The organism is Streptomyces sp. NPDC059897 (assembly GCF_042730865.1).
Lineage (GTDB): Bacteria > Actinomycetota > Actinomycetes > Streptomycetales > Streptomycetaceae > Streptomyces.
In genome coordinates this window covers 1-22,711 of record NZ_JBHWKQ010000059.1, presented here as the reverse complement: position 1 = coordinate 22,711, position 22,711 = coordinate 1, and the positions used below count along the sequence as shown (strand labels likewise).

Annotated in this window: 19 protein-coding genes and 1 riboswitch; of the genes, 4 read left to right on the top strand and 15 right to left on the bottom strand. The window is 71.5% G+C overall.

Going from position 1 to position 22,711, the window contains the following annotated elements:
- Positions 1-34: 34 nt before the first annotated feature.
- Positions 35-607: a methylated-DNA--[protein]-cysteine S-methyltransferase gene (locus tag ACFV9W_RS36310; RefSeq protein WP_385769822.1), complete on the top strand. Its 573-nt coding sequence runs from the start codon at positions 35-37 to the stop codon at positions 605-607.
- Positions 608-834: 227 nt separating this feature from the next.
- Positions 835-2,046: an MFS transporter gene (locus tag ACFV9W_RS36305; protein WP_385769857.1), complete on the top strand. Its 1,212-nt coding sequence runs from the start codon at positions 835-837 to the stop codon at positions 2,044-2,046.
- Between the two features lie 23 nt (positions 2,047-2,069).
- On the opposite strand, the gene ACFV9W_RS36300 is transcribed toward ACFV9W_RS36305, so the two are convergent.
- Complete coding sequence (locus ACFV9W_RS36300) at positions 2,070-2,444, bottom strand: cupin domain-containing protein (protein WP_385769820.1); 375 nt, start codon at positions 2,442-2,444, stop codon at positions 2,070-2,072.
- A 207-nt stretch (positions 2,445-2,651) separates the two neighbouring features.
- Here ACFV9W_RS36300 and fdhA point away from each other — a divergent pair, with 207 nt between their 5' ends.
- Entirely contained in the window at positions 2,652-3,878 is a 1,227-nt protein-coding gene (gene fdhA, locus ACFV9W_RS36295; protein WP_385769818.1) for a formaldehyde dehydrogenase, glutathione-independent, read from the top strand.
- Positions 3,879-4,032: 154 nt separating this feature from the next.
- Here fdhA and ACFV9W_RS36290 read toward each other — a convergent pair whose 3' ends face one another.
- The 14 genes from ACFV9W_RS36290 to ACFV9W_RS36225 form a co-directional block, all read right to left on the bottom strand.
- The gene (locus tag ACFV9W_RS36290) at positions 4,033-5,352 is read right to left on the bottom strand and encodes a class I SAM-dependent methyltransferase (RefSeq protein WP_385769816.1); all 1,320 of its coding nucleotides are present in this window, start codon (positions 5,350-5,352) and stop codon (positions 4,033-4,035) included.
- A 209-nt stretch (positions 5,353-5,561) separates the two neighbouring features.
- Positions 5,562-6,974 carry an NAD(P)/FAD-dependent oxidoreductase gene (locus ACFV9W_RS36285; RefSeq protein ID WP_385769814.1) on the bottom strand — a complete coding sequence of 471 codons (1,413 nt, stop codon included), beginning with the start codon at positions 6,972-6,974 and terminating at the stop codon, positions 5,562-5,564.
- 426 nt (positions 6,975-7,400) lie between these two features.
- Positions 7,401-8,345: an exopolyphosphatase gene (locus ACFV9W_RS36280; RefSeq protein ID WP_385769812.1), complete on the bottom strand. Its 945-nt coding sequence runs from the start codon at positions 8,343-8,345 to the stop codon at positions 7,401-7,403.
- A gap of 553 nt (positions 8,346-8,898) precedes the next feature.
- Entirely contained in the window at positions 8,899-9,423 is a 525-nt protein-coding gene (locus ACFV9W_RS36275; protein ID WP_385769810.1) for a DUF501 domain-containing protein, read from the bottom strand.
- Positions 9,424-9,449: 26 nt separating this feature from the next.
- On the bottom strand, positions 9,450-9,938 hold the full coding sequence (locus ACFV9W_RS36270) for a septum formation initiator family protein (RefSeq protein ID WP_385769808.1): 489 nt from the start codon (positions 9,936-9,938) through the stop codon (positions 9,450-9,452).
- 94 nt (positions 9,939-10,032) lie between these two features.
- Positions 10,033-11,313, bottom strand: coding sequence for a phosphopyruvate hydratase (gene eno / locus ACFV9W_RS36265; RefSeq protein ID WP_385769806.1), 1,281 nt, complete (start codon positions 11,311-11,313; stop codon positions 10,033-10,035).
- Positions 11,314-11,654: 341 nt separating this feature from the next.
- Positions 11,655-12,371, bottom strand: coding sequence for a transglycosylase family protein (locus tag ACFV9W_RS36260; protein WP_385769804.1), 717 nt, complete (start codon positions 12,369-12,371; stop codon positions 11,655-11,657).
- Positions 12,372-12,375: 4 nt separating this feature from the next.
- Positions 12,376-12,578: riboswitch (cyclic di-AMP (ydaO/yuaA leader) on the bottom strand.
- A 132-nt stretch (positions 12,579-12,710) separates the two neighbouring features.
- Entirely contained in the window at positions 12,711-13,736 is a 1,026-nt protein-coding gene (locus tag ACFV9W_RS36255) for a transglycosylase family protein (protein ID WP_385769802.1), read from the bottom strand.
- Positions 13,737-13,879: 143 nt separating this feature from the next.
- Positions 13,880-15,163: a cytochrome P450 gene (locus ACFV9W_RS36250; protein ID WP_385769800.1), complete on the bottom strand. Its 1,284-nt coding sequence runs from the start codon at positions 15,161-15,163 to the stop codon at positions 13,880-13,882.
- Between the two features lie 19 nt (positions 15,164-15,182).
- Positions 15,183-16,199: a nucleoside triphosphate pyrophosphohydrolase gene (locus ACFV9W_RS36245; RefSeq protein WP_385769798.1), complete on the bottom strand. Its 1,017-nt coding sequence runs from the start codon at positions 16,197-16,199 to the stop codon at positions 15,183-15,185.
- A 45-nt stretch (positions 16,200-16,244) separates the two neighbouring features.
- Positions 16,245-16,916: a SurA N-terminal domain-containing protein gene (locus ACFV9W_RS36240; RefSeq protein WP_385769796.1), complete on the bottom strand. Its 672-nt coding sequence runs from the start codon at positions 16,914-16,916 to the stop codon at positions 16,245-16,247.
- A gap of 145 nt (positions 16,917-17,061) precedes the next feature.
- Positions 17,062-18,651, bottom strand: a complete 1,590-nt coding sequence (locus ACFV9W_RS36235) for a protein kinase (RefSeq protein WP_385769794.1) — start codon at positions 18,649-18,651, stop codon at positions 17,062-17,064.
- A complete protein-coding gene (locus ACFV9W_RS36230; RefSeq protein ID WP_385769792.1) occupies positions 18,648-19,262 on the bottom strand; it encodes a hypothetical protein in 615 nt (204 codons plus the stop codon). Before ACFV9W_RS36230 ends, ACFV9W_RS36235 begins: the two co-directional genes overlap by 4 nt.
- 174 nt (positions 19,263-19,436) lie before the next feature.
- Positions 19,437-21,527 carry an N-6 DNA methylase gene (locus ACFV9W_RS36225; RefSeq protein WP_385769790.1) on the bottom strand — a complete coding sequence of 697 codons (2,091 nt, stop codon included), beginning with the start codon at positions 21,525-21,527 and terminating at the stop codon, positions 19,437-19,439.
- 227 nt (positions 21,528-21,754) lie between these two features.
- Between ACFV9W_RS36225 and ACFV9W_RS36220 the strand changes: the two genes are divergently transcribed.
- Positions 21,755-22,582, top strand: coding sequence for a DUF4190 domain-containing protein (locus ACFV9W_RS36220; protein WP_385769788.1), 828 nt, complete (start codon positions 21,755-21,757; stop codon positions 22,580-22,582).
- Positions 22,583-22,711: the final 129 nt, after the last annotated feature.

The following is a 22,711-nucleotide window of genomic DNA, read 5'->3' as shown; positions in this document are numbered from 1 at the left end:
GGCGTTGTCAGTGCCCGGCCGTACCGTGGTCGGCATGAACGCCACTGGATCGAGCGAGACCGCTCCCGCCGCGCCGCGGCAGGCAGTGTGGGCCGTCGTGCGCAGCGACATCGGCCCGCTGCTGCTCGCCGCGACGGACGCCGGTGTGGTGAACGTGGTCTTCCACGCCACCGACGCGGTGCGGGACAAGGCTCTCGACCGGCTCGGCTCCCGGCTGGGGGCCGAGCCCGTCGAGGCACCTGACTCACCGCTGCTCGCCGAGGTGATACGGCAGCTCGCGGAGTACTTCGCCGGGCGGCGCCGCGAGTTCGACGTGCCGCTCGACTGGTCGCTGATCACCGGGTTCAACCGGGAGGTGCTGCGCGAGCTGTTCGCCGGTGTCCCGTTCGGGGCGGTCGTCGGGTACGGGGATCTGGCCCACCGGGTCGGACAGCCGGGCGCCGCGCAGGCCGTGGGCCTGGCGATGGGGTCGAATCCGCTGCCGGTCGTGGTGCCGTGCCACCGGGTCGTGGAGCGCGACGGCGGGATCGGCGGCTTCGGGGGCGGCCTCGAGACGAAGCGGAAGTTGCTCGCGCTGGAAGGGGTGTTGCCCGAGCCGTTGTTCTGAGACGGTCCTGGGGCGGGGCGGACGAGCGGTGTCCGCGGGGTTGCTCCGGGCGGGGGTGTGCGTTGAGCGCGGACGAGGGTCGCCTCGAACGACGAACGGACGAGCCCGCGGAAGGCGTGCGCGCGAAGCGCGTCGACCGTGCCGACGGCACCGGGCGCGCGGAGGATGTCGACCCGCGCGAGGACCTCGGACGTACGGGCAGCGAGCCGGGTCCCGACACCGAGGCGCTGCAGCGGCGCACGCAGCGGGTGCTCGTGGCCTCGCAGATACTCGGCGGGCTCGGCACCGCCACCGGGATCGCTCTTGCCGCCGTGCTCGCCAAGAAGGTCAGCGGCAACGAGGCGCTCTCCGGGCTCGCGTCCACGGCGAGCGTCGCGGGCACGGCAGTGCTCTCGGTGCCGCTGGCGGCGCTGATGAACGCGCGCGGGCGACGGGCCGGGCTCGTGCTGGCCTATCTGATCGGCACGCTGGGCGCCGTGGTGACCGTCGTCGCCGCGGTGATCGGGAGTTTCCCGCTGCTGCTCATCGGGCTCATGGGGTTCGGGGCGGCCTCCTCCGCGAACCTCCAGGCCCGGTACGCGGCCGCCGACCTCGCCGAGGCCGACCACCGGGCCCGCGCCATCTCGACGGTCGTGTGGGCCACGACGATCGGCGCGGTCCTCGGGCCGAACATCGCGGCGCCCGCGGGCCGCAGCGTGTCCGGGTTCGGCATACCCGCGGAGGCGGGGCCCTTCGTCTGGGCGGCCGGGGTGTTCCTGATAGCGGCGTTCGTGGTGCACATACGGCTGCGCCCCGACCCGCTGCTGACCGCCCGGGCGCTGGCGCCGGCCGAGGACCAGTCGCCCGCCGCGCGTTCCGTACGGGCGGGGCTTGCGGCCGTGTCGGCGTCCCCGCGGGCCCGGCTCGCGCTGGTGACGGTGGCTGTGGCGCACACCGCGATGGTGTCCGTCATGTCGATGACCCCGGTCGACCTCGAACACCACGGGGCGGGCATCGAGTTGATCGGGCTCGTCATCAGTGGGCACATCGCGGGAATGTACGCGTTCTCGCCGGTGATGGGGTGGCTCGCGGACCGGTTCGGGCGGCTCACGGTGATCGGGCTCGCGGTGGGGCTGCTGGCGTGTGCGGCGCTGCTCGCCGGAACCGCCGGCGGCAGCCACGGGCAGAGCGCGGCGGCGCTGTTCCTGCTGGGCCTCGGCTGGTCGGCCGGGCTCGTCGCGGGCTCCGCGCTGCTCACCGACTCCGTGCCGCAGGCCGCGCGGGCCGCGGCGCAGGGCCTGTCCGACCTCACGACAAGCCTGTCGGCGGGAATCGGCGGCGCGGCGGCGGGAATCGTGGTGGCGACGGCGAGCTACGCCTGGCTGAACCTGGCGGCGGCCTGCCTGCTGCTCCCGCTCGGGGCGCTGGCGCTGTTCACGCGGCGCACCCAAAGCCCGTAGCGGGAGCGGCAGTTCGCACGCGGTCAGCCCAGGGTGATGTGGTACGCCTTGCGCAGCGTCTCGTGCACGGTCCACGTGGTGCGGTCGCCCTCGCGCAGCACGGCGGCCGTGCCGGGGCCGAGCTCCAAGGTCTCACCGCCCTCGACCGCGACGGTGGCGCGGCCACTGACGACCACGAACAGCTCGTTCGCCTCGGTGTCGGTGACCACGCCGGGCGTGATCTGCCAGATGCCGCGCAGCTGCTTGCCGTCGGCCGACTCCCACAGCACCTTGCCGGTCACCTCGGGGGCGCCGGAGACGATCTGGGCGGGGTCGAGCGGCTCGGGTTCGAGGTCCACGTCCGGGACGCGGACGGCGAAGGAGCCCGGGGAGCTTGCGGGTCGGTCGTTCGTGGTCATGACCAGTCACCGTAGATGACCTGTGCCTCTCCTCTCACTGGACGGCCTGTGCCGTACGGGCCCCGCCGACTGGACGGCTCGTCGAGGCTTCAACAACTCCGGCCGGAAGGCTCCTCAGAACGCCGTTTCGGTAGCAGACTCCGCCGTGCGCACAGCCGGAGCATCCGCCGTAGACGAGTCACGGAGCCGAAGGGACGGCGATCAGGCATGAGCGGAAACAGGGCAGTCGCATATCTCAAGCCGGGCACGGTGGAGGTCAGGACCATCGAGCACCCGACGCTCGAACTGAAGGACGGGCCCGGAGTGGCCTCGCAGAACGTGGGCAGGACCTGTCGGCACGGCGTGATCCTCAAGGTGCTCGCCACCAACATCTGCGGCAGCGACCAGCACATGGTGCGCGGCCGCACCACGGCGCCCGAGGGCCTCGTCCTGGGCCACGAGATCACCGGCGAGATCGTGGAGAAGGGCCCGGACGTCGAGTTCCTGGACGTCGGTGACATCGTCTCCGTGCCGTTCAACATCGCGTGCGGGCGCTGCCGCAACTGCAAGGAGCGCAAGACCGGCATCTGCCTGAACGTCAACCCGGCACGACCCGGGGCGGCTTACGGCTATGTCGACATGGGCGGCTGGGTCGGCGGCCAGGCCGAGTACGCGATGATCCCCTACGCGGACTTCAACGCGCTGCGCTTCCCCGACGCCGACCAGGCGCGCGAGAAGCTCCTCGACCTGACGATGCTCTCCGACATCTTCCCGACCGGCTTCCACGGTGCGGTGACGGCGGGCACGAAGGTCGGTTCGACAGTGTACGTGGCCGGGGCCGGGCCCGTCGGGCTCGCGGCGGCGGCGTCGGCGCATCTGCTGGGCGCGGCCGTCGTGATCGTCGGCGACATGAACGCCGAACGGCTCGCGCAGGCACGGAGCTTCGGCTGCGAGACGGTCGACCTCACGCGCGGCACCGTGGAGGAGCAGGTCGCCGAGATACTCGGGGTTCCCGAGGTGGACGCGGCGGTGGACGCGGTCGGCTTCGAGGCCCGCGCGCACGGCCCGGACGCGCCCGAGGCGCCGGCCACGGTCCTCAACTCGCTCATGGGGCTCACGGCGGCCGGTGGCGCGCTCGGCATCCCCGGCCTCTACGTCACCGACGATCCGGGCGGCGTCGACCAGGACGCGCGCACCGGGACGCTGAAGGTGCGGCTCGGTCTCGGCTGGGCGAAGAGTCACCAGTTCACGACGGGGCAGTGCCCGGTGATGCAGTACCACCGGGGCCTGATGATGGCGATCCTGCACGAGCGCGTGCACATCGCGAAGGCCGTCAACGCGACCGTGATCGGCATCGAGGACGCGCCGCGCGGCTACGCGGAGTTCGACCAGGGCGCGAGCCGTAAGTACGTCCTCGACCCGCACGGCGCGCTGAGCGGCGTCCGCCCGGTCTGAGGACGTCCGGGGGAAGTGGGGGGCCCGCCCCCCGGGGGCCCCCCCCACACCTGGCACCACCCCAACTGGCCGTCTTCGGGTTGGGTTTTATCCTCCCGGGGGGCCCCCCCCCTGGGGCTTCGCCCCCCCGACGCGCGTACGGGAACGACAGGCCCTAGCTGACGATGTTCCAGGTGCGCGCCCGCAGCGGGACCCCGGACGCCCCGCTCTCCGGTGTCCGCACCGCGAGGATCTGGTTGACCCCGATGCGGTTGCGTTCGAAGCTGAGCGCCGAGGCCGCCATGTAGAGCCGCCAGACCCGGGCCCTGCCGGGGCTCACCAGCCTCAGGGCCTCGGCCCAGCGGGCCTCCAGGTTCCTGACCCACTGGCGCAGCGTGAGCGCGTAGTGCTCGCGGATCGCCTCGACGTCCCGCACCTCGAACCCGGCCCGCTCGAGAAGGCCCGCGGTGGAGCCGACCGGCGCGAGCTCCCCGTCCGGGAAGACGTACGCGTCGATGAACTCGTCGACCTCGTACGCCGACTCGTCCCGCTGCGGCCGCCGCGCGATCTGGTGGTTGAGGAGCCGGCCGCCGGGCTTGAGGAGGGCGTACACGTCGGACGCGTACTCCAGGTACCGCTCGGCGCCCACGTGCTCGGCCATGCCGATGGACGAGATCGCGTCGTACGGGCCGTCGCGCACGTCGCGGTAGTCCTGGACGCGGATCTCGACGCGGTCGGTCAGACCCTCGTCGGCGACCCGCTTCCTGGCGTACGCGGCCTGCTCCTGGGAGAGCGTGACACCCACGACGCTCACCCCGTGCTCGCGCGCGGCGTGGATCGCCATGGAGCCCCAGCCGCAGCCCACGTCGAGCAGCCGCATGCCGGGCTTCAGCGCCAGCTTGCGGGAGATCAGCTCCAGCTTGTCGCGCTGGGCCGCTTCGAGACCGGACTCGGGCGACTCCCAGTAGGCGCAGGAGTAGACCATGGACGGGCCGAGGACCAGCTCGTAGAAGTCGTTGCCCACGTCGTAGTGGTGGCTGATGGCCTGCTTGTCGCTGCCCTTGGTGTGCAGGTGGAGACGGCCACCCCTGCGCATCTCCTCGGGCGGCGGGGCGGGCGGCAGCGGGGTGCCGGCGAGCTTCACCAGCTCCTTGGCCGCGGCGCGCACCTCGGGGTCCTTGAGGGCCTGCACGAGGCTCCTGGAGCCCTCGGCGTCCTCGTCGGGGTCCCGCTCCCAGATGAGGCCGGCCATCCGGTCGAGGGCCGCGTACAGGTCGCCCTCCACGTCCAGGTCGCCCGCCACCCAGGCCCTGGCGAGGCCCAACTCTCCCGGCTTCCAGATCAGTCGGCGCAGCGCGCGACGGTTGCGGACGATGAGCACGGGGGCGTCCGGAGGGCCCGCCTCCGAGCCGTCCCAGGCGCGCAGGCGCACCGGGAGTTCGACGCCGAACAACTTCTCGGCGAGATCCTTCAGCCGCTGTGCGGCGTTCTGCATGGCGGACACCTCCGTGACGAGACGATTCTCGGAAATCCCGGAACGGTTCAACACCACGTAAACACCGACAGGGCGCCTGCGCAGTCCCGTTACCGAGTCACGGAACGGCAAAATACTTGTAGCCACCACGTATACCGGTGCGGGAACGCCGAAGGGGCCGCCCGCACCACGGATGGCGGACGACCCCTTCGGGCTGAGCTAACCGCAGGTCAGGAGGCCTTGGCCTTCTCCTCGACCTTGCTGTCCTTCTTCTCCTCCGCCTTCGGCGCCTCGGCCGCGGGCTTCGGAGCCGGCTTGGCGGCCTCGTAGAACTCCTCGCGCGGAGTCTCCAGGGCGCCGAGCGCGGTGATGTCGCGCTTCTGGAACATGTTGATCGTCCACTCGGCGATCACACGGATCTTGCGGTTGTACGTCGGCATGGCGAGCCCGTGGTAGCCACGGTGCATGTACCAGGCGAGACGACCCTTGAGCTTGATCTTCATCTTGCCCATGACGATCATCGCGACGCCCTTGTGGAGGCCGAGACCGGCCACCGCACCCTTGTTGGCGTGCTTGTACTCGCCCTGCGGGAAGCCCCGCATGCCCGAGACCACGTTGTCGCCGAGGACCTTGGCCTGGCGCATCGCGTGCTGGGCGTTCGGCGGGCACCAGGCGTTCGGGTTGCCGTTGGCGCGACCGACGAGGTCCGGAACCTGGGCGTTGTCGCCCGCGGCCCAGATGTAGTCGCTGCCGGCGACCTGGAGGGTGGCCTGGGTGTCCACGTGGCCACGCGGGCCGAGCGGCAGACCGAAGCGGGAGAGCGCCGGGTTCGGCTTGACGCCCGCGGTCCACACGATGGTGTTGGAGTCGACCTCGAGGCCGTTGCTGAGGACGACGTGGCCGTCGACGCAGGACGGCATCGTGGTGCCGAGGTAGACCTCGATACCGCGGGACTCCAGGTGCTTCTTGCCGTACAGGCCCAGGTCGGGACCGACCTCGGGCAGCACCTTGTCGGCGGCGTCGACGAGCACGAAGCGCATGTCCTCGCGCTTCACGTTCTTGTAGAACTTGGCCGCGTCGCGCGCCAGGTCCTCGACCTCACCGATGGTCTCGGCGCCCGCGAAGCCACCGCCGACGAAGACGAAGGTGAGCGCCTTGCGGCGGATCTCCTCGTCCGTGGTCGACTCGGCCTTGTCGAGCTGCTCGAGAACGTGGTTGCGCAGGCCGACGGCCTCCTCGACACCCTTCATACCGATACCGGCCTCGGCGAGGCCCGGCGTCGGGAAGGTGCGGGAGACCGCGCCGAGCGCGATCACCAGGTAGTCGAAGGGAACCTCGTACGCCTCGCCGACGATCGGCGCGACGGAGGCGACCTTGCGGTCCTGGTCGATGGAGGTGACGCGGCCGGTGAGAATCTCGGCGCCCGGCACAGCGCGTCGCATGGGGACGACGACGTTGCGCGGCGAGATGCTGCCGGCGGCGGTCTCGGGGAGGAAGGGCTGGTACGTCATGTACGAGCGCGGGTCCACGACCGTGACGGTCGCTTCGCCGTAGCGCATCTTCTTGAGAATGCGCCGCGCCGCGTACAGGCCTACGTACCCACCCCCGACAATGAGGATCCTGGGACGCTCCGTGGTGCTCATGCCATCGAGTATCCACCCGTCTGGCGGGGGGTGCTCGTGCGCCCCTTCACAAGCTTGTAGGGGGGCTCTGCTACACTGCGCCGCCCACGTGACCCATGTCATGACACTCCGGGGGAACCACGGCACCGCCCCAGACGTTGCTCACCCCTCTTGAGCAGCCACAGTGGGCATTTGGCGGTACTGGACCACTTCGGTCCGCAACCGGCTCGCAACACTGCGGCAACCTCACGTGCGACCCGCGCTTGCGCCCCCGCGAGCCCCCGAACGGGCCCGGGAGTGCGTAACAGCCACCAAGTGGGCCGATTTCCTTGTGAAGAAGTTCACGAACTTTCCCGACAGCGTGTCGTGGCGGGGTGCCAGAAGCGCCCCGCACGGCGCTCAGACGCTGTGCGGGGCGCTCAGGAGAGACGCGAATCGCCCTGGAAATCAGGCGACGGACCAGGCGATCCCGTCGAGGATGTCGTGCTCGCTCACGACCACCTCGCGCGCTCCGGTCCACTCCATGATGAGGCGCAGCACGAGCGCGCCAGAGGCGATGACATCGACCCGGCCGGGGTGGATGACCGGCTTCAGGGCGCGCTGGTCGTGCGTGGACTCCAGCAGCCAGTCGGTCAGCTCGGCGACCTTGTCGAAGGAGATCCGGGAGTGGTGGATCGCCGTCGAGTCGTACTCGCTCAGGCCGAGCGCCAGCGCGGACACGGTCGCGACCGAGCCCGCGAGGCCCACCAGCGTGCGGGCCTCGGTCAGCGGCACCGTCTGGTTGACCAGGTCGAGGGCCTCGGCGATGTCCTGGCGGATCGCCTCGACCTGCGCCGGGGTCGGCGGGTCGGAGACCGTGCCGTCCTCGGCGACGAGGTGGCGCTCCGTCATCCGTACGCAGCCGATGTCCACGGAGCGCGCGGCGCGCACGGAGTCGTCGCCGACGACGAACTCGGTGGAGCCGCCGCCGATGTCGACGACGAGGTACGGCTTGTCCAGGTCGGCGCGGCCGGTGAGTTCCTTCGTCGCACCCGTGAAGGAGAACGTCGCCTCCTGGTCACCGGTGATGACCTCGGGCTCGACGCCCAGGATGTTGAGGACGCCGCGCACGAAGTCCTCGCGGTTCTCGGCGTCGCGGGACGCCGACGTCGCCACGAAGCGGAGCTTTTCGGCGCCGTGCTCCTTGATGACCTCGGCGTACTCGCGGCACGCCGCGAACGTCCGCTCCAGCGCCTCCGGCGCGAGCCGGCCCGTCTTGTCGACGCCCTGGCCGAGCCGGACGATCGTCATCCGACGGTCGAGGTCGACGAGTTCACCGGTCTCCGGATTCGCGTCCGCGACGAGCAGCCGGATGCTGTTGGTACCGCAGTCGATGGCGGCGACCCTGGTCATGGCGGTGGTCTCCTGTGATCGTCGTCGTGGTGATGGTGATACATGGATTCGCCCCCGCCGCCCCTTCCCGTCCCGTCCCCGGGGGCTCCGCCCCCGGACCCCCACGGCCTCTCGCCCAAGAGCGGGGCTCGATCTTTCAAGCCCCGCCGACGATTGAGGCGGCCCGTCCGGCGGGACTGAACTCCGAGCCCGTCCGGAAGGACTGAGCTCCGAGCCCGTCCGGCGGGACTGAACTGCGAGCCCGTCCAGCAGGACCGGACCCCGAACCCGTCCAGCAGGACCGGACCCCGAACCCGCCCGGCAGGACCGGACCCCGAACCCGCCCGGCAGAACTGAACTCCGAGCCCGTCCGGCGGGACTGAACTGCGAGCCCGTCCAGCAGGACCGGACCCCGAACCCGCCCGGCAGGACCGGACCCCGAACCCGTCCAGCAGGACCGGACCCCGAGCCCGTCCAGCAGGACCGGACCCCGAGCCCGTCCGGCGGGACTAGTACTTCGAGCCCGTCCGGCGATTGAGGACTTTCGGGAAGGGGCGGGGTGGGGGAAAGGAGGTCAGTCCGTGGGCTCGGACGTGACGCAGGCGCCCTTGCGCCACCACTCCGGGAGCATCGCGATCGCCTCGTCGCCCAGCGGGTTCACGCCGGGGCCCGCGGCCAGCGAGTGCCCGACCAGGACGTGCAGGCACTTCACACGGTCGGGCATGCCGCCGGCGCTCGGGAAGCCCTCCAGGACCTCGATGGCGTCGCGGCGCGCGATGTAGTCCTCGTGGGCCGCACGGTACTGGCGGGCCAGCTCCGGGTCCGTCTGGAGCCGCTCCGTCATCTCCTTCATCACGCCGTTGGCCTCGAGCGTGCCGATCGCCGACGCCGCACGCGGGCACGTGAGGTAGTACGTCGTCGGGAACGGGGTGCCGTCCTCCAGACGCGGGGCCGTCTCGACCACGTCCGGGTTGCCGCAGGGGCAGCGGTGCGCGATGGCGCGCAGGCCGCGCGGCGGGCGCCCCAGCTGCTCCTTGAACGCCTGGATGTCGGCGTCCGTGGGCGCGGTGGGCTCGGTCTGCGGCGGGGGAGTTTCCATCGCTCGGGTGTTTCCTTCAGTGTTCGTCAGTTGTCGGCCTGGTCGGCCTTGTCGACGCCGTCCCAGACGTTGGAGTACCAGGGGCGGTCCTCCGCGCCCTGCTCGGCGCGCTCGGCGGCGGTGCGCTCGCTCGGCACCACGTAGCCGGTCTCGCCCGGCATCACCATGTGCAGGCGCTCACGGATGCGCTGCTCGGCGAACGCGTCGTCCTGCCAGCGGGCCTTCTGGTCGCGCAGCTTGTCGACGCGCTCCTTGGCCTCCTGCTGCTGGCGCCGCAGGTCCTCGATCTCGCCGCGCTGCGACACGTACTGCCTTATCGGGTACGCGAGCGCGACCACGAGGGTGCACAGGACCAGGGCCAGCAGCGCCGCACGGCCCGTGAGCCGGGAGCGGCGGGCCTGCCGCTTGTTCTGCGAGCGGTAGACGCGCTCGGCGGTCTGCTCGCCCAGCACACGCAGGCGGGTGGCCGTCGAGAAGCGATCTCTGGAGTCCCTGTCTCGGACCTTTCCGGGCATCGCCTGCTCCCGCCTCCCCGCTCACGTACGTACGTCCCCGCACACGGTACGGGACCGAGTGCGGGGACGTACGGAACTGCTGCCTCAGTGAGGCTCAGCCCTTGAAGCGCGGGAACGCCGAGCGACCGGCGTAGACCGCCGCGTCGTCCAGGATCTCCTCGATGCGCAGGAGCTGGTTGTACTTGGCGACGCGCTCGGAGCGGGCCGGGGCGCCGGTCTTGATCTGGCCGCAGTTCGTGGCGACGGCGAGGTCGGCGATCGTGACGTCCTCGGTCTCACCGGAACGGTGCGACATCATGCACTTGAAGCCGTTGCGCTGGGCGAGCTCGACGGCGTCCAGGGTCTCGGTCAGCGAACCGATCTGGTTCACCTTCACGAGCAGGGCGTTCGCCGAGTTCTCCTCGATGCCGCGGGCGAGGCGCTCCGGGTTGGTGACGAAGAGGTCGTCGCCGACGAGCTGGACCTTGTCGCCCAGCTTCTCGGTGATGACGTTCCAGCCGGCCCAGTCGTCCTCGTACAGCGGGTCCTCGATGGAGACGAGCGGGTACGCGGAGACGAGCTCCTCGTAGTACTCCGTCATCTCGGCGGCGGAGCGCTCCTTGCCCTCGAACTGGTACTTGCCGTCCTTGTAGAACTCGGAGGCGGCGACGTCGAGGGCGAGGGCGATCTGCTGGCCGGGGACGTAACCGGCTTCCTTGATGGCCTCGAGGATCAGGTCGAGGGCCTCGCGGTTCGAGCCCAGGTTCGGGGCGAAGCCGCCCTCGTCGCCCAGGCCGGTGGCCAGGCCCTTGCTCTTCAGGACCTTCTTCAGCGTGTGGTAGACCTCGGCGCCCCAGCGCAGGGCCTCGGAGAAGGACTCCGCGCCGATCGGGGCGATCATGAACTCCTGGATGTCGACGTTGGAGTCGGCGTGCGACCCACCGTTCAGGATGTTCATCATCGGCACCGGGAGCAGGTGCGCGTTCGGACCGCCGAGGTAGCGGAACAGCGGAAGGTCGCTGGCCTCGGAGGCGGCGTGGGCGACGGCGAGCGAGACGCCGAGGATGGCGTTGGCGCCGAGCGAGCCCTTGTTGTCGGTCGCGTCCAGGTCGAACATCGCCTGGTCGATCAGGCGCTGCTCGGTGGCGTCGTAACCGACGAGCTCCGGGCCGATCTGCTCGATGACGGCGAGGACGGCCTTCTCGACACCCTTGCCGAGGTAACGGTTGGGGTCACCGTCACGGAGTTCGATGGCCTCGAAGGCACCGGTGGAGGCGCCCGACGGGACGGCCGCGCGGCCGGTGCTCCCGTCGTCGAGGCCGACCTCGACCTCGACCGTGGGGTTGCCTCGGGAGTCCAGGATTTCCCGGGCTACGACGACGTCGATGGACGGCACGAGCATCTCCTTCTTGGATGTGACGCAGGCTATGCGGGCGGCTGCTTGGTACGTGGTCCCGCACCCCTGAGCGTAACCGGCTCGCGGGCATCGGCCATCCGAACGCCCGTCTCGTGGACAACGCCGACAGCGAAATGTTCCTTAACGGAACAAAAACAGCGACCTCCGTCCCGGCTGAGCGGGACGGAGGTCGCCGAAGTTGAGCGGCCCGTGGGGACGGGGTGCGGCGGGACTCGGCGTCCGCCGATGCCGAGTCCGTGCCTGATGGCCTGGGAGGGCCTTGGGTCCTGTGCGGACGGGTGGTCCTGTGCGGACCGGTGGTCCTGTGCGGACCGGACGTCTTAGCTGAGGTGCAGCTGCTGACCCGGGTAGATCAGGTTGGCGTCCTTGACGATGTCCTTGTTCTTCTCGAACAGCTGCTGCCAGGTCGTGCCGTGCGCCTCGGCGATCTTGCTGAGGGTGTCGCCGGACTCGACCTTGTACTCGCCGTCGCCCTTCTCGACCTGCTTGCCGGTCGGGGTGGTGACGGTGTCCTGCTTCGGAGCCTCCTGCTTGGGGGCCTCCTGCTTCGGGGCCTCCTGCTGCGGCTGCTGACGCTGCTCGGAGCGGTCGGCACGCTGCTGCGTGTCCTGCTGCTGGGTCTCCTGCTGCTGCGCGGAGGAGTCCTCGGCGCCACCCTCGTTCGGGGTGGAGGACAGGCCCGAGCCGCAGTTCGGCCAGGCGCCCGCGCCCTGGGAGGCGAGAACCTTCTCGCCGACGGCTATCTGCTGGGCCTTGGAGGCCTGGTCGGCGGTGGAGGCGTACTGGTCGCCGCCGTAGGCGGACCAGGTGGAGGCGGAGAACTGCAGGCCGCCGTAGAAGCCGTTGCCCGTGTTGATGGACCAGTTGCCACCGGACTCGCACTGCGCGACCTGGTCCCACTCGGACGTGGTGGCGGCGGAGGCGGAGGTCGCACCCATCAGCGGCACGGCGACGGCGGCAGCGGCGACGCCGCCGAGCGTGGCGACGCGGACGGCCTTGGACGGGCGGCGGTGCTTGTTCTTGCCGGAAAACAGCATGGAGATGTCTCCTCACCGACGCCTGCGAGGTGAGCTGTCGGGTTCGGGCCAGTGAGTGCCCGGCAGTCGCATCCTTGTGCGCTGCTTAACCCCAAGCCCGTCCGGTCTCCCGGAAGGGCACTTACCTGGGTCCCCCGCTCCTGCCTACGGCGCTTACGCGACGACTGTTCCCGTACGGACGTTGGCAGGATTCGGCGTGACATCCGTCGGGGCCCGCTGAAGCGAGCGGTCACGAACGTAAGCGGTCGATCCGCCCGATTTCAAAGTCGATCAGGGGCTTTGAGACCCATGTCTCACTCGAACGACACCGGACAAAGCCCCCTCAACCAACCTGAACCCTCACTGCCTTTTGTCCGATCCGTCCCCAAGATCCAGGCTCTGACCAGGAAGGATGAGGTCTGGGTCGGTACCGACCGTCTCCTTGTTCCGCTCGTAGAGCGCGTCCCATCCGCCCTGCACGTCCTGGGCCTTCGCGATGCCCCAGAGACTGTCGCCGGCGTGCACCTCGTACGTGTCGCCGGCGCGCTTGTCGTCGCGGGAGGCATGCCGTCCCTCTCCCGCACGGGAGCCGGCACCGTCGTCGTCGGCGCGGTCGCCGCGGTGGCGGCCGGACGTGGCACCGTCCGAGGCCTCGCCGGTGGGCGGGGCGGACGGCGAGGCCGTCTCGGCGGGGGCGTCGTCAGAAGGCGCGTGGGACTTGTCACTTGACGGGGTCGAGGAGTCCTCGTCCTGGTTACCGGAGGTATCGGCCGACTCGTCCGCCGACGGGTCCTCCGAGGCCTCGGAGCCCTCGGCCGCGTCGTGACCCTTGTCTCCCGAATCGGCCGATTCGGTGGAATCGGCCGAGCCGGTGGAATCGGACGGGTCCGCCGACGCGGTGGCGTCCTCGGTCTTCTCGTCCGACGTGTCGTCGGCGTCGGTGTCGGACGACCCGGAGGGCTGCGCCGACGGCGACGCGGACACGCCCGGGTCGACATCCGCCGAGCCGTCGTCCTTGGTGAGGTCGGAGGTGAGCGAGCACATCGGCCAGGCGCTCGGCCCCTTGTCGTCGAGAACCTGCTCGGCGACGGCTATCTGCTGCGAGCGACTGGCCTGGTCGGCACGCGGGGCGTAGTCGAGCCCCCCGTACTCCTCCCATCTCTCCTGCGTGAACTGGAGACCGCCGTAGTAGCCGTTACCGGCGTCCAGGCTCCACTGGCCGCCGCTCTCGCACTCGGCGAGCTTGTCCCACGCCTGCGCGGTCGCGGCGCTCGCGCCACTCGCGGCGAACAGCGGGATCGCGATGGCGCTGCCGGTGACTCCGGCGGCGACGACGAGAGCAGGGGCCTGACGGGGGCGACGGTGACGACCGTTCCCGGAGAGCATGCGTTTGCCTTTCGCGAGACTGATGCTGCTACGCGCGACGGGTGGTGCGAGTGGTGCGGGTTGTGCATGTGTCGCGATGATCCGTGAACGTAGCTGCACTCGAACGCCTGTCACAAGTCGATGCAGCGTAGATCACGTGAAAGTCACATTGTTGACGGCCCGTCAGTTCCGGTCGGATTCTGACGCGGGGTGAACTCCACCGGGAGCGTGCGCAGTCCGCGCATGATGAGCCCGCCACGCCACCGCAAATCGGTCGGTTCCACCGCAAGTCGCAGGTCCGGGAGGCGCGTCAGGAGCGTGCCGAGGGCGGCCTGTCCCTCCAGGCGGGCGAGCGGGGCGCCGAGGCAGTAGTGGATGCCGTGTCCGTAGCCGAGGTGCTGGTTGTCCCGGCGGGAGAGGTCGAGGGTGTCGGGTTCGGTGAAACGCGCGGGGTCGCGGTCGGCGGCGGCGAGCACGACGAGGACCGGGTCGCCCGCGCCGATCTCCTGGCCGCCGATGGTCAGCGGCTCCCTCGCGAACCGCCAGGTGGCCATCTCCACCGGCCCGTCGAAGCGCAGCAGTTCCTCGATCCCGGTCTCCAGCAGACCCGTCTCCCCCGCCGCGATCGACTCTTGCAGCCGCTCGCGCTGCTCGGGGTGCGTGAGCAGCGCGTACGTGCCGTTGCCGATCAAGTTGACCGTGGTTTCGAAACCGGCGAAGAGCAGGATGAAGGCCATCGCCGCGGCCTCGTTCTCCGTGAGGTGTTCGCCGTGGTCGGAGGCGCTGATCAGACCGGAGATGAGGTCGTCGCCCGGGTCGCCGCGCTTGCGGTGGATGAGCTCCACCAGGTACGCGCGGATCCGCTTCACCGCCCGGCCCACCCCGCCGCGCGGGCCGCCGCCGTGGCGGATCATCATGCCCGCCCACTCGCGGAAGTCCTCCTGGTCCTCGCGCGGGACGCCAAGGAGGTCGCAGATGGCGTAGATGGGGAGGGGGAAGGCGAAGTCGTGGATGAGGTCGGCCTCGCCCTTCGCCTCGAAGGCGGCGATGAGGTCGTCCGTCAACTGCTGGACGCGCGGCGCGAATTCGGCGACGCGGCGCGGGGTGAAGGCCTTCGAGACGAGGCGGCGCAGCCGGGTGTGGTCCGGCGGGTCGATGTTGAGGAGGTGGGTCGTCAGCTCGGCCTTGCGTTCGCCGGGGATGCCCGTCTTGCCCTTGGCGTGGCTCGGCTCGTCGTGGTGGTCCGCGTTCTTGCTGAGCCGTTGGTCCGCGAGCGCCTGGCGGGCGTCCGCGTACCGGGTGACCAGCCAGGCCTCGATGCCGCTCGGCAGCGTGGTGCGGTGCACGGGTGCGTGCTCGCGCAGCCAGGCGTAGGCGGGGTACGGGTCGCCGGCGAACTCCCAGCTGAAGAGTTCGGGGGCGCTGGTGGGGGTGGGGCTCTCGGTCACCTCCTGACCGTAACGGGCGCTACTCGCCGGTGAGGCCCTCGGTCGCCCGTACCGCGTCCCGGTAGGCGCGGGCCGCGGCTCTCAGGGCCGCCTCCGGGTCGGTGCCCTCCGCCTCGGCGCGCAGGGCGAGGGCCAGGAGCTCGTAGCCGACGCCCTCGCCCGAGGGGACCGGGACGTCCAGGTCCGCCGTGCGCACCCGGGAGCCGAGCTTGGCGGCGAGGGCGAGGCCCGGCTGGCCGAGGGGGACGCCGTCCGTGACCGAGGCGCGGCGCTTGGACTCGCCCTTCTTGCGGAGCCAGATCTCCCGGACCTCCTCCGGGGTCGTGGCGCTCTCGTCACCGAAGACGTGCGGGTGGCGGTGGATGAGCTTGTCGACGATGCCGCCCGCCACGTCGTCGATGGAGAACGGCTCGTCCTCGCCGGAGGCCTCCTCGGCGATGCGCGCGTGGAAGACGACCTGGAGGAGTACGTCGCCGAGCTCCTCGCGCAGTTCGTCGCGGTCGTCCGTCTCGATGGCCTCGACCAGCTCGTACGCCTCCTCGATCGCGTACTTGGCGAGGTCCTCGTGGGTGCGCTGCTTCGACCAGGGGCATTCGCGGCGGATGCGGTCCATGACCTGCACGAGGTCGAGGAGGCGGGCGCCCGGCAGGTCGTACGAGCCGGGGAGCAGCTCCAGGTTCGGCATCTGCTCGCGGCCGGAGCCGGCGAGGCGCGCCAGGCCGTCCGTGAGCTGCCGGTCGCCCTCGGCGGTGGCGAGGACGACGAGCGTGCGCCCGCCGTCGGCGCAGCGGTCGACGAGCTCGCGGGCGGTGGGCGAGGCGATCGTGACCTGGACGCCCGCGTCCTTCACGTACGGCAGCTGCGGGTGCGCGGAGTCGGCGCACAACACCTCGTCGGCCGTGCGGAGCGTCTGCCACGCCTGCCAGGACAGGAGCCCGGGGGCGACCCGGTGGCTGGTGGTGAGCAGGACGACGCGGCCGGCGTCGTCCCTGGCGTCGGCGGGGGCGTGGGGGTCGTGCGCCTCGGGTTCGTTCACCCCTCGAACGTAACCCAAGCCACTGACAACCCCGCCTCCCCCGCCCTACGTCGTCTGCTGCTCGGCCGGGGCTTCCTTGGTGATCTGCCGCAGCCAGGGGGTCTTGGCGTCGACCCGGCTGTTCTTGGTGACGTCCCACGTGCCGTAGCGGGGGTTGAGGTCGACGTTCAGTTCCTTGGAGGCGCTGGAGAGCGCCTTCCAGAAGACGGCCTTGCCCTGGGGGGTCTGCATGTCCGCGCCGAGCGCGGTCGACAGCTTCTGCGCCTCGATCTCGGTGCGCAGGCTCTCCGTGAGCCGCTTCGGCGGGATGTTGTACTGCTGCAGCCAGGCGACCTCCAACGCCTTGGCGCCGCCCGCCTGTTGTTCGAGGCCGGACCGCATGCTCTGCATCTCCTTGCGGGTGACGGAGATGCCCGCGTCGGTGGCGGCGCGGTGCAGGACCCGGTCGAGGACCATCGTGTGCAGCGTGTTGCGGGTGAGGCCACCGGTCTTGGCGATGGCCTGTTCGTACTGCGCGGTGTCCTTGGTGGCGGTCTGCTGCGCGTCCCGCACCTCGTTCACCCGGCTCTCCAGCTGCGAGACGGTGATCCGCTGGCCGCCGACGACGGCCGCGGCACCGGGGTGCGCTTCGTTGCCGCAGGCGGTCAGGGCGGGGACGGCGGCGATGGCGGCGGCGGACAGGACGAGCGCGGTGCGGCGGCTGTTGCGGCGGTGCAAGGTGGGCCTCCCTGCGAGCAGTTTGTGCTTCGGTGCACAAAGTCCGGCGATGATCGATGTTAGGCAGTGACCGCTTGCCCGGCCACCTTTTCGACAACGATTCGCTACGAGTTGAGGTACCGGAGGTAGGGGAAGCTGCCGCGGATCAGCCTCTGACCTGGCCCAGCCACTGGAGCGTGCGGCGCACCTCCGCCGGGAACGGGTGGCCGGGTCCGTGCAGCCGTTCGGCGTCGTGCAGCAGCCGGGTGAGCGTCGCGTGGGCCGCGCCCCGGTCGCCGACGGAGAGCAGCAACTGGCCGATGCGGCGGCGCACTTCGAGGGCGAGCCTGAGGTCCGTCGTCGCGTACTGGTTCTCGTAGTACGGGAGGAGGGAGCGGTACTCGGCGAGCGCCGCGGCGGGTTCACCGAGGGCTTCGAGGCACTGGGCGGACTCGTAGCGGAACTGGAGGGACTGCGGGTCGGCGTGTCCTGCTTCCGCCGCCCGCTCGTCGGCGAGCCTGCGCAGTTCGGGCAGGGCGCGCCGGTACTGGCCGTCGTCCATGAGGGTGGCCGCGTACTGCTTGCGCAGGGTGCGGACGACGGGTGAGTGCTCGCCGTGCTGGGCGGCCGCGGCGGGCAGGATCGCGCCGAGGATGTCGACGGCCTGCGTGATGCGGCCCTCGCCGAGCAGGACCTTCACCTCGTCGACGGCCCGTGCCACGTCGGGGCGGTCGCCCTGGAGGTCGGAGCCGGCGGGCTGCGGCGCCGGGGTGACGGCGCGGTCGGGCCAGGGGGCGTGCGGGCGCAGGTAGGGGCGGGTGGGGTCGAAAACAGAGGGTGCATCGCGAAGCGATTCCCCAGAAGGGCGGTGGTGGGAGACGGGCGGGACGGTGGGGACGCCGCGCGCGGGCAGCAGCGGGAGCAGTTCCTCGTACGTCTGCTGGGCGGAGGCCGGGCGGTCCTGCGGGTCCTTGGCGAGCAGCCGCAGCACGAGGTGCTCCAGGGCCTGCGGCACTTCGGGGCGCAGTTGGCGGACGGGGACGGGGGCCTCGTAGAGGTGGCGGTGGAGGATGCCGAGGGCGGTGGTGCCCGCGAACGGGACGTCGCCGCTGAGCAGTTCGTGCAGCAGCACGCCGAGCGCGTACAGGTCGGTGTGCGGGCCGACGGCGCCGCCCATCGCCTGTTCGGGCGCCATGTAGGCGGGGGTGCCGATGGGCGAGCCGGTGTGGGTGAGGCGGGTGGTGTCGGTGTCGAGGACGGAGGCGACGCCGAGGTCGAGGACGGTGAGTGTGCCGTCCTGCTTGACCATCACGTTCCGCGGCTTGAGGTCGCGGTGCACGATCGGCACGGCGTGCACCGCGGAGAGCACGGCGCACAGTTGGGCCGCGACGGCGACCGCCCACGGCCACGGGAAGGGGCTGTGTTCGGCGAGGTGGTCGGCGAGGTCGGCGCCGTCGATGTACTGCATGACGAGGTAGAGCTCGTCGCCCTCGGCGCCCGCGTCGTGCACGGTGACCAGGCCGGGGTGGTCGACCTGTGCCGTGACCCGGCATTCGCGCAGGAAGCGGCGGCGCAGCTCGTCGGCCTCGGCGCCGGCGACGCGGTCGGGGCGCACGAGCTTCACGGCGACGCGGCGGTCGAGGCGCTGGTCGTACGCCGTCCAGACCTGGCCCATGCCGCCCTGGCCGATGAGCGTGGAGAGTTCGTAGCGCCCGGCGACGACGCGGCCGCCGCCGGCCTTGGGCTGCCCGGTCACTGGCCGCCGTCCTGCTTGCGCAGGTAGTCGCTCAGCTCGTCCAGCTCGGCGCGGACCTGGTCGATGCGGTGCGGCGGCGGGGCCTGGTTCTGCGGCGGGGCGGGCGGCTGGGCCGGGGCGGGTGTGGGCGCGGGTCCGGGCGTGGGCGTGACCGTGTTCATGGAGTGCTGTGTGGGCATCGCGTGCTGCTGCGGGGGCGGGGTGGGCCAGGGCTGCCGCGGCTGCGGGTGTCCGTAGGCGGACGGGCCGGGCTGTGCCGGCGGCGCGTAGGGGCCCGGCGGGTGCGCGGGGGACAGCCTGCGTATGTCGTAGACGAGGAAGTACACCGCGCTGCCGAGCGCGAGGAGCAGCAGCAGGGCGAGGGCGACGTCCGTACGCGTGTCCTCCTCCGGCAGCGAGCCGATGATGCCGAACAGCGTGATGCTGACCGGGAGCGAGACGACCGCCAGGATCCAGTCGACGGGCCTGCGGCGCAGTGCCGCGATCCGGAACAGCGGGGCGCAGGAGAGCAGGCCGCATGTGAGCACGGACAGCGCAGGGAACAGCACCCTCAGGGTGATGGCCGCGCCGTCGCTCTCGCGGCGGGGCGGTCCCGCGCCGGGCCCGTACATGGCAGCTCCTGGTCAGTCGTCCGAGTCGGAACACGCACGGCAAGGTGATGCCGGTTCCTTCGAGCGTATAGGCGGACTCGGACAACGGGCCCGGGGTTGTACGGAACGGATGTCGCTCCGCTCACACCCGGTTCGGCGGAACGGTTGCCTCCGGTGCGCGGCACCGGCGGGGGCTCATTGGTCGTCCGGTGGGAGGGTGCCCGCTGTCAGGCCGTCGTGAAGGCCCTGGACCAGTTGTTCGCCGAGGCGGGCCGCGCGGCGGAGGGTGTCCTCGAAAGCCGCGAGGGATTTGAAGCGTTCGCCGTAGCCCGCCTGTTCGGTCAGGGGGAGGCGCGGGAGCTGGAGGCGGCGGACGTCGAGGCGGGTGGCGGTGGAGGCGTAACTGGAGGCCTGGCGGTTGTTGGCGGTGGAGCGCAGGAAACCGGCGAGGAACCAGGGGTCGAGCGCGGCCGGTTCGGGCCGCAGCAGGGCCAGGCCCCGGCCGAGCGCGGCGCCCGCGTCCGCCTCGTCGACGACGCGCACGGCCGCGGCGCCGCCGACCACCGGCACGACGACATCCCCCACTTCGAGGATCACCGGGTCGTCCTCCGCGGCGTGCGCACCCCCGGAGGGCGCGGTGCTCGTCAGCACGTCGTGGTCGGTGAGCACGGGTACGCGCGCGTGCCCTCCCGGTCCGCCGCCCGGCGACGCGGTGCGCAGCGACAGGGCGCCCGCGCGCGCGAGTTCGCCGACCGTCGTCAGTGGCCAGCGGGCCGGGGGCGTGGTGCCCGGCACGGTCCGCGGGGCGAGTTTCGTGGTCAGCCGCAGCGTGTCGGCGAGCTCCTCGCGCACGGCGGTCAGTTCCGCGGCTCCGCCGCCCGTGACCGGCGGGGGCAGGCGGCGGGCGGGCGCGAGGTCGACCTCGTCGTCGAGCAGGTCGATGACGGGCACGGAACGGGCGAGACCCGGCTGCTCCTCCAGGGAGCCGTCCCGGTCGAAGGCGCGCCAGGCGTCGAGCACGGTGCTGCGCACCTCGTCCCACACCTGCTGCTCCCGTACGTCGCCGGACTCGGCGAGCGAGGCCGTGTCGACGAGCAGCAGTTCGGGGGCGGTGGGGGTGCCCGTGCCGGGGCGGCGCAGCACCCACAGGTGCAGCGGGATGTTGTTGGGCGGGACGGCCCCGGCGGGCAGGGCGATCACCGCGCGCAGGGCGCCGCGGCGCAGCAGGTCGGCGCGGATCCGGCGGCCCGAGCGGCGCGAGGCGACGGTGGGCGGCATCAGGAGCACGGCGCTGCCGCCGTCCTTCAGGCGCGCCAACGCGTGCTGCACCCAGGCCAGTTCGGACTCGGTGCGGGCGGGGAGCCCGTACTCCCAGCGCGGGTCGTAGGCCAGTTCGTCGTGCCCCCAGCCGCGCTCGTTGAACGGCGGGTGGGCGAGCACCACGTCGGCCCGTACGTCGCTCAGGGCGTCGGCGCGCAGGGTGTCGGCGGCGGCGGTGCGCACGGCCGGGGCGTCCGTCCCGCCGTTGCCGTCGAGGGCGATGCGGAGGGCGGTGAGCGCCGCGAGTTCGGCGGAGGCGTCCTGGCCGTACAGGGTGCGGCCGGGACGTGGGGCGTGGGCGCGCACGGCGTCGAGGAGGGCGCCGGTGCCGCAGGCCGGGTCGAGGGCGGTGGTGGCGGGGCCGGCGAGGGCGGCCATCAGTTCGGCGGGGCCCGGCGGAGTGAGCGTGTACTGGCGCGGGTTGGCGTCGAGGTGCCGGCCGAGCAGGAACGCGAAGGTGCCGCGGGCGCCCAGCTCCGCCGCGAGTTCGGCGGCGCCGCGCAGCAGTGGCACCGACGGCAGCAGGTCGGTGGGCGACGGCGTGGCGACGGCCCGCTGTGTGGCGTGGCCGAAGCGCGGGGTGAGGGCGCCTTCGAGGGCGGCGGACAGACGCTGCGCCAGGTCCCGGTCCCGGTCGGCCGCGCCGGCCAGCGCGAGCCATTCCGTGGGCCGGTCGTGCACGAGCAACAGGGCGCAGCCCGTGTGCAGGAGCGCGGTGACCGGGCCCGCCGGGTGGCCCGCGAGCTGCTGCCACACGCGCTCGCGCAACGGGACCTCGGCGAGCTTGCCCTGGTCGCGCAGCCACTCCTCGACCTCGGCGAGCGCGAAGGAGGGGCTGGTCTCGGTGCCGCCGACCGGCCTGGGGAAGTCCGCGTGTCTGCGGCGCCAGTTGCTGACGGCGGCGCGCCCCACCCCGGCGAGCCGGGCGATCCCCGCGGCCGTCACCTCTGTCGCGTTGTCCTGCACCGGGCCGACTCCTCTCCGGACGCCTGTCCCGCCGGGGCGTCCTGACGTGCCTGTGCCACCGACCATACAGACTCCCGCGTAAGACCCGCATTCACAGCCGTGAGCGCTCCGAGTTTTGTGAACCGGGTTGACTCGGTTCACAGCTAGTGCTGTTATTGCCTCAGCCAACCGCCGGATACACGGAAAGCCGGGGGGAGGTTGGCTTCTCTCATCTCGGAGGAACAGCTATGTCCCAGACCCAGCCGCCCCAGCAGCACCCCCAATACCCGCCGTTCCAGCAGCAGCCGCCGCAGCAGGTCGCGCGCAACGGGCTGGGGACGGCGGCTCTGATCCTCGGCGTCATCGGCGCCCTTTCGGGCCTGATCCCGCTGCTGTTCTGGCTCGCGGGGATCCTCGGCGTGATCGCCCTCGTCCTGGGCCTGACGGGGCGCGGCAGGGCCAAGCGCGGCGAGGCCACGAACAAGGGCATCGCCCTGGCCGGCACGATCCTCGGCCTCGCGGCCATGGGCCTCGCGGTCTTCGGGGCGTACACGACGTTCAAGGCGGTGGACGACACGATCGACGAGATCAACAAGTCGGTGTCCGACACGAAGGCCAAGGACACGAAGTCGTCCGGCGGCGCGAAGGACAAGGACGGCAAGGGCGGGGAGAAGCCGGCCGCGGGCGAGACGCTCGCCGCGGGTGACGCCGTGGTCTACGACGACGACCTGACGGTCTCCGTCTCCAACGCGGTCGCGTTCAGCCCGAGCGAGTACGCGGCGGGCCACAAGAACGGCAATCACGCCTACAAGGTCACGGTCACCGTCACGAACGACTCCAAGGAGAAGTTCGACACGGCCCTGCTGACCACGAACGCCCGCTCGGGCAAGGACGGCGCCAAGGCGGAGCAGATCATCGACGACAAGGTCGCCATGGGCTTCGAGGGCACGGTCCTGCCCGGCAAGAAGGCCACGGTCGTCTACGGCTTCGACGCCCCGGCGGACGCGAAGAACCTGACCGTCGAGGTCACGCCGAGCTTCGAGTACGACGGCTCGCAATGGGACCTGAAGCTGTAACCGGCTTCAGAAGCGGGGGGAACGGGGGGAACGGGGAAAATGGGGGGAGTGGAGGGGGGGGGGGCGCCCAGCCCCGGCGCCCCCCCCCCCGGGGCTAACGGCGGCCCCCCCCCCCCCAGCGCGCGGCCA

Bases quoted from the DNA above. Each gene is read 5' to 3' on its own strand.
- ACFV9W_RS36310 (WP_385769822.1), top strand. From the start codon at position 35: ATGAACGCCACTGGATCGAGCGAGACCGCTCCCGCCGCGCCGCGGCAG.
- ACFV9W_RS36300 (WP_385769820.1), bottom strand. From the start codon at position 2,444: ATGACCACGAACGACCGACCCGCAAGCTCCCCGGGCTCCTTCGCCGTC.
- fdhA (WP_385769818.1), top strand. From the start codon at position 2,652: ATGAGCGGAAACAGGGCAGTCGCATATCTCAAGCCGGGCACGGTGGAG.
- ACFV9W_RS36290 (WP_385769816.1), bottom strand. From the start codon at position 5,352: ATGCAGAACGCCGCACAGCGGCTGAAGGATCTCGCCGAGAAGTTGTTC.
- ACFV9W_RS36285 (WP_385769814.1), bottom strand. From the start codon at position 6,974: ATGAGCACCACGGAGCGTCCCAGGATCCTCATTGTCGGGGGTGGGTAC.
- ACFV9W_RS36280 (WP_385769812.1), bottom strand. From the start codon at position 8,345: ATGACCAGGGTCGCCGCCATCGACTGCGGTACCAACAGCATCCGGCTG.
- ACFV9W_RS36275 (WP_385769810.1), bottom strand. From the start codon at position 9,423: ATGGAAACTCCCCCGCCGCAGACCGAGCCCACCGCGCCCACGGACGCC.
- ACFV9W_RS36270 (WP_385769808.1), bottom strand. From the start codon at position 9,938: ATGCCCGGAAAGGTCCGAGACAGGGACTCCAGAGATCGCTTCTCGACG.
- ACFV9W_RS36260 (WP_385769804.1), bottom strand. From the start codon at position 12,371: ATGCTGTTTTCCGGCAAGAACAAGCACCGCCGCCCGTCCAAGGCCGTC.
- ACFV9W_RS36255 (WP_385769802.1), bottom strand. From the start codon at position 13,736: ATGCTCTCCGGGAACGGTCGTCACCGTCGCCCCCGTCAGGCCCCTGCT.
- ACFV9W_RS36230 (WP_385769792.1), bottom strand. From the start codon at position 19,262: ATGTACGGGCCCGGCGCGGGACCGCCCCGCCGCGAGAGCGACGGCGCG.
- ACFV9W_RS36220 (WP_385769788.1), top strand. From the start codon at position 21,755: ATGTCCCAGACCCAGCCGCCCCAGCAGCACCCCCAATACCCGCCGTTC.